This is a genomic window from Mesorhizobium sp. M1E.F.Ca.ET.063.01.1.1 (assembly GCF_003998155.1).
Taxonomy (GTDB): domain Bacteria; phylum Pseudomonadota; class Alphaproteobacteria; order Rhizobiales; family Rhizobiaceae; genus Mesorhizobium.
This window is the reverse complement of the sequence record NZ_RZSC01000480.1, coordinates 1-4,626: the sequence shown is the minus strand read 5'-3', so window position 1 is coordinate 4,626 and position 4,626 is coordinate 1. Positions and strand designations below refer to the sequence as shown.

The following is a 4,626-nucleotide window of genomic DNA, read 5'->3' as shown; positions in this document are numbered from 1 at the left end:
GTTCTGCAGTTGCGCGGCGTCGTCGCTGGTGCCCACGAGATCGACCGCCCCGGCCACGGCAAGCATCAGCGGCACCATGGCGATCGCGGTCGCCACCGCGAAATTGCCGCGCGTCGAAGCCCAGAACTGTCGGATCATGGAAGCATCCCTCGCCGTATACGGCAGAGTGATAAGCCAGCCGTCTCTACGAGCGATTTCCGAAAAAGATAAAATGCAGAAAATGCTAAAATAACAGGTTTATCCGTAGGTTACGCCTTAAGTCTGACGATGCGTGGGACCTAAGTCCGAATGCTTGTGCCACTCAGTCGTAAGTGCGCCCTCTGCGGTCTGACCGGCGCAAGTCGAGCAAAAAAATTAGCCAATCGTTTATCGACAGGTGTTGAACGTGATAGCCGGGATAGCTTGGGTGCGCTCGGCCATGGCCACATTCGGTCGAATTTTCAGAGACTTCTTCTCCCGCCGCCTGCAAAGGGGCGAGGGCGGCAATGTTGCAATCGTCTTCGCGTTCACTCTGCCGATCGTCGTCGGCGGTGCGGGGCTCGGTGTCGAGACGTCCTACTGGTACTATTCGAGCCTGAAGCTGCAGGCGACGGCGGACGCCGCCGCCTATGCCGGCGCGCTGGAAAAGATCCAGGGATCCGACACCGGGGCGATCACCACGGCCGCCACCCAGTCGGCGACCGATAACGGCCTGGGCAATGGCTCCATCACCGTCCACACGCCGCCCACCTCGGGGCCGAACACGGCCAAGAAGGCGGTGGAGGTTATCCTCAACCAGAACCTGGATCGGATGTTCACCTCGATCTTCACGCAGAGCAAGGTGCCGGAGCAGGCGAGGGCGGTGGCGCTCATCACCGACGCCTCCAAGGCCTGTGTGCTGGCGCTCAGTGCCTCGGCCTCGCAGGCGGCGCTCTTCTCTGGCAGCACCAACGTGAAGCTCAGCGGCTGCTCCGTCATGTCGGATTCGATCGCCCCCGATGCCATCAAGGTCCAGGGATCGGCCGGACTCCAGGCCGACTGCCTGATCTCGGTCGGCGGCATTTCGCTTAGCAATGCGGTGGTGACTGACCCCGCGACCTGCAAGGCCCCGATCACCAATGCGCTGCCGGCTGCCGATCCGTTCTCCAGCGTACCTGCGCCCGCGGCCAGCGGCTCCTGTCTGAACGACAACAAGCCGACGCTGGGCCCAGGGACTTACTGCAATGGCATGAACCTCAAGGGCAATGTCACGCTGTCTCCCGGTGTCTATGTCCTCGAGGGCAATTTGAAGATCAACGCCGGCGCGGTCATCCAGGGCGACGGCGTGACCATCTACATGGCCGGCAGCAACACCGTCAGCATGAACGGCAACGCCACGGTGACGCTGAGCGCGCCGACCTCGGGCACCTATTCCGGGGTGCTGTTCTACGGCGACAGGACAGGGACCACGGCGCAAAGCACCTTCAACGGCACCGCGGACTCGCTTTTGACCGGTGCCATTTATTTTCCCAGGCAACAGGTCAACTATCTTGGCAACTTCTCGGGCGTGAACGGCTGCACCCAGGTCGTGGCCGACACCATCCAGTGGTCGGGCAATTCGACCATCAACCAGGATTGCACGAGCCTCGGGATGAAGGATATCCCGGCGGCGCCGTCGGTCGCGATCGTCGAGTAGCGGCATGGGACCCGCGATCTCATTCCGCAAGAACCGCTCAGGCGCCGCCGCGGTGGAATTCGCGCTCGTGCTGCCGGTGCTGTGCACGGCTCTGTTCGGCGTCGCCGACGGCTGGTCCTACGTCACCAGCTCGTTGAATATGCGGGCCGGCGTGAAGACGGCGGCGAATCTGGTGTTAGCCGGCTCCTCCGACGACAGCGCCACCCAAGCCGCCGCGCTCGCAAGCTGGGACAACAAGCCCACCGACGCCGCGGTCACGGTGAACCGCACCTACAAATGCGGAACGACCGTGGTTGACCAGGCGACCCTGTGCGCCGGACCGAAGCTAAACTCGATCTACGTCCAGATCCAGGCGTCGGGCACCTGGGTTCCGCCCTTTGCCTTCGGCCCTTTCCCAAACAACACCGCGCTCGGCCATCAGCAGGTGGTCCGTGTCCGCTAAAGCAATTCCAGGAAAAGTGCGCAGCGGTTTTCCGTCCGGAATTGCGCCTCGATACAGGCAAAAAGCGAGGGCGTTTGCCTGCAATGCCTCAGGCGGCGCCGCCATCGAGTTTGCGCTCATTGTGCCTTTCCTGGTCATGCTGCTCTTCGGCATCTTCGCCTTCGGCTGGTCGATGAATGCCGACTCCAGCGTCCGCTATGCGCTGGAGGCCTCCGCCCGCTCGCTGCAGCTCAACAACACGCTGACCCAGGCCGACATACAGACGATCGCGACGCAGAAGCTGCAGGCGCTTGGCTTGCAGAACGTGAACGTCACGATCACCACCGATCTGCCGAGCGGCGGCTTCTGCATGGCGCATGTGAACGCCAGCTATGCCTTCGTGATCAACTTCCCCTATTTCAGCGACTTCCCGATCAACTATTCGACGTCCGTCACCGTGCCGCTGATCGGCAGCTAGGGGAAATCCAGCGAGAGTATATAATGATATATACTGGCATCGGCTCGGGATGTCTGAAATCAAAACCGTTGGCGCGCCTCGCGCTCAAGTACTCCCGGTGCTAGTAGATGGCGTCCACAACCAGTGCGATATTTCTCCAAAAAAGCGCGGTATAACAAGGAGATGAAGCCCTCTGTGGACGCAGGCTGAGTGGGGCTGGGCCTATGGTCCGACGGGGTATGGGCCTTCATTGTTCCAGAGGGCCGATCTCGATTTGGGCCAAATATTATCGTGAGATTTCAATGGCTTAATGCATTCTCTAGGTTGGAGATGAAGGTATTTCCCAGGTCGCTCCCTTGCCGCGACTGATTTTGACTAAAAGTTACTCCAAGCCGTTAGGGAATTCTCATATGAGGCGATCTAGCGGTTGGGCATTGGTGGCGATCACCTGCGGAGAAACATTATGACGATCCGAAAGACACTTCTGGCCTCACTGGCCGTCCTGGCACTCGCGACTGCTCCGGCGCTTGCCGGCGCCGGCGGCAACGGTGGTGGCAATGGCGGTGGTCACGGCAACAGCGGCGACCACGGCGGCGGCAACGGTAAAGGCGGCGGCAACGGCGGCGGCAAGGGCAACAGTGGCGCAACGCACGGCAAGGCATCGGCTCCGGGCCAGTTGGCGAAGTCGCAGGACGACACGACCGACGACGTCACGGATGACACGCCCGCGACGCCGAAGGAAAAGAACCTGCATGCCAAGCTCGGCCGGCTGAACTCGCTGCAGCGCAACATCAACGCTTACATGAACTCCAAGAGCCCGAAGTTTGCGGCCATCCAGGCCTATGTGACTCAGGCGGCGGCAGCCAAGAACGCGCAAGCCGCGGTTGACGCGGCAACCCAGGCCGTGGCCGATGCCCAGGCCGCGCTCGACGACCTGAATGCGCAGATGACCGCGCTGCAGGCGGACCCGAACGCCACCCAAGAACAGATCGACGCTTTGCAGGGGCAGATCGATGACGCGACCACCGCGCTGAACGACGCCAACCAGGCACTCACCGATGCCCAGACGGAGGCTGCCAATACGCCCGCGCCGGACGACGCGACGTTGGACGCAGCCCTTGCCGACATGGCCAACAAGCCGGTCGACGCCGAAGTCACCGACTGGGCCAAGGGCGTGCTGGCCGACAAGATCGACCAGGCAGCCGCCGCGACGACGACGCCGTAAGGCGCGAAGCGGCAAACCTGCCAGAGGGTGAAACTGTCATGCCGCCGGGCCTCGCCCGGCGGCATTTTGTTTTGGCGGGCGCACGCCGGGCATGGTCGCGTGCCTTCGCGCCCCTCTGTTCCGCCAGCGCCTGAAACATTAGCGAGCTTGCTGGCTCCGCCCGGCACCGCCCGCGATCCACACCAAAATCCACAGCCGCTCCCTGCGCGTCGTGGCTAATATGCTTTGCAGCGTGTAGATTTAGCGGGTGAGGGTTTTTCAGGGCATTGGGAGGACAACAAAATGCCACGGGTTTCGGAACTTTTCTTCAAGACGGCCATCGTGTTTCTCATCCTCGGCATCGCCGCTGGGCTGCAGATGGCGATTTCGGGCGATCACGGCGCCTTCCCGGCGCATGCTCACATCAACCTTCTCGGATGGGTCACCAGCGCGATCTTCGGCGGCTACTATGCGCTCAATCCGGCCAAGGCCGAGCGCCGGATCGCCATGATCCACTACGGCCTCTATACGGTGGGCATCGTGATTATGCTGCCGGCGCTCTACTGGATGCTGGCGGGGGGCCATCCGGAGATCGAGCCGGTCGTGGCGATCGGCTCGCTGATCGTCGCTGCCGCCGTGCTTGTCTTTGCCTTCATTGTGTTCTCGGCTTCGCAGGCCGCCGTGCGCTCGGTCACAGCCGTCACCGCACGCTGACGTCGCGCCGGCAAGCGCGTCGCCTGAATCCGCTTTTGGGCGACGCGCTTTACGGCAGCAGGCTGGGGAACAGCCGTGAGATCAGCGTGTGGATAATGCCGTCCCGCTCGAACGGGCCGGGCAGCTTGGCGGGGCTGGCGTCTTGCTTCGTCTCGTGCGTCGAGCGGGCTTGGGTG

The 4,626-nt window shown here is 62.4% G+C and carries 6 protein-coding genes; 5 read left to right on the top strand and 1 reads right to left on the bottom strand.

The window, feature by feature from the left end; translation table 11 throughout:
- The coding region (locus EOA29_RS43880) for a pilus assembly protein TadG-related protein (RefSeq protein ID WP_281061109.1) at positions 1-138 on the bottom strand (138 nt) is incomplete at its 3' end.
- Between the two features lie 280 nt (positions 139-418).
- Between EOA29_RS43880 and EOA29_RS25895 the strand changes: the two genes are divergently transcribed.
- The 5 genes from EOA29_RS25895 (at position 419) to EOA29_RS25865 (ending at position 4,450) form a co-directional block, all read left to right on the top strand.
- A complete protein-coding gene (locus EOA29_RS25895; protein WP_189350144.1) occupies positions 419-1,654 on the top strand; it encodes a pilus assembly protein TadG-related protein in 1,236 nt (411 codons plus the stop codon).
- Between the two features lie 4 nt (positions 1,655-1,658).
- Positions 1,659-2,096, top strand: coding sequence for a TadE/TadG family type IV pilus assembly protein (locus tag EOA29_RS25890; RefSeq protein ID WP_126094647.1), 438 nt, complete (start codon positions 1,659-1,661; stop codon positions 2,094-2,096).
- Entirely contained in the window at positions 2,086-2,553 is a 468-nt protein-coding gene (locus EOA29_RS25880) for a TadE/TadG family type IV pilus assembly protein (RefSeq protein ID WP_189478990.1), read from the top strand. Before EOA29_RS25890 ends, EOA29_RS25880 begins: the two co-directional genes overlap by 11 nt.
- A 442-nt stretch (positions 2,554-2,995) precedes the next feature.
- Positions 2,996-3,757, top strand: a complete 762-nt coding sequence (locus tag EOA29_RS25870) for a hypothetical protein (RefSeq protein WP_189350142.1) — start codon at positions 2,996-2,998, stop codon at positions 3,755-3,757.
- 282 nt (positions 3,758-4,039) lie between these two features.
- Positions 4,040-4,450, top strand: a complete 411-nt coding sequence (locus EOA29_RS25865) for a hypothetical protein (RefSeq protein WP_126094644.1) — start codon at positions 4,040-4,042, stop codon at positions 4,448-4,450.
- Positions 4,451-4,626: the final 176 nt, after the last annotated feature.

What these genes read in the sequence shown, in the direction of transcription:
- EOA29_RS25895 (WP_189350144.1), top strand. Translation starts at nt 419, where the DNA reads ATGGCCACATTCGGTCGAATTTTCAGAGACTTCTTCTCCCGCCGCCTG.
- EOA29_RS25890 (WP_126094647.1), top strand. Translation starts at nt 1,659, where the DNA reads ATGGGACCCGCGATCTCATTCCGCAAGAACCGCTCAGGCGCCGCCGCG.
- EOA29_RS25870 (WP_189350142.1), top strand. Translation starts at nt 2,996, where the DNA reads ATGACGATCCGAAAGACACTTCTGGCCTCACTGGCCGTCCTGGCACTC.
- EOA29_RS25865 (WP_126094644.1), top strand. Translation starts at nt 4,040, where the DNA reads ATGCCACGGGTTTCGGAACTTTTCTTCAAGACGGCCATCGTGTTTCTC.